1 protein-coding gene is annotated in these 970 nt (G+C 67.2%); it reads right to left on the bottom strand.

Going from position 1 to position 970, the window contains the following annotated elements:
• A partial coding sequence (locus tag AC1D12_RS34155; RefSeq protein ID WP_477845498.1) for a serine hydrolase occupies positions 1 to 657 on the bottom strand: 657 nt, incomplete at its 3' end.
• Positions 658 to 970 lie beyond the last annotated feature (313 nt).

Here is a 970-nt window from a genome sequence, read left to right as displayed (position 1 = left end):
GCTGCGCTCGGTGACCTGCCGCGCGGCCTGCACGATGCCGGCGCGCCGCGCCGTGGCGTTGAAACGCGCGCGGTCGTCGTCGGCCGTGTAGTCCTCGACATAGCGCGCACCGGACGCCATGCGCAGCAGGTCGACCAGGCGCGTGCCGCCGTACAGCGTGCCCTTGAGCTCGGGCACGTAGGCCTCGGCCGGGTCGTCGAGCGACTTCACCTGGCCGTCTTCCAGCGCCTTCATCACCGCCAGCGCGGTGATCGTCTTCGCCATCGAGTTCGACAGCATCCGCATCGCCGGCGTGCGCTCGTAGTTGTAGCGCTCGGCGACGATGCGGCCGTCCTTCACGACCAGCAGGCCGGTCGCGCGCTGGTGCTGCAGGTAGTCGTCCAGCGTCAGCCGGTGGCCCTGGTAGCGGTAGCTGAACGTCGTCTCGGTGGCCGCGGCCTCCAGCGCGACCGGCTTGTCGGCCGGGGCCAGCGTGCACGCGGGGTTGAAGCTGTCCATCGCGCTGAACGAGCCGACGAGGTAGCGCTCCTGGTAGGCCTGCTTCAGCGTGCGGGCCGTCGGGTAGCCGTCGGCACGGCCGAGCGCCGCCTCGTCGGGCGCCGCGAGTGTCGCGAACGGGGCGAGCAACAGCAACGAAGACAGAAGGTGCAGGCGCATCGGCCGATTGTGCAGGCGTGATCAGCGCCTTCATCGATCGCATTCGCCGATCGCCTTCATCGCCGTTTCGCCATGGTCAGCCGGAAACTTTTCTTTACCGGCATGACACGTCAACGCACGCACCGCGTGTTCGTTCAAGGTTGCAACTAACGAAGTCCCCGCGCAACAGAGCAGTCGTGCCGATCCCCGGATCGGCATGGGTTGGCGGAGCTGTGCCCTGCTGTTCAACAACCTCACCTTCATACCATCATGCAACCATCACGCACCCCTTCTTCCTTGCTGCTGATCGCCGGCCTGTGTGCCACGCTTGCCG

The sequence above is a fragment of the Rhizobacter sp. P1_G5 genome (assembly GCF_056405435.1).
This window is presented reverse-complemented; position numbering and strand designations above follow the sequence as displayed.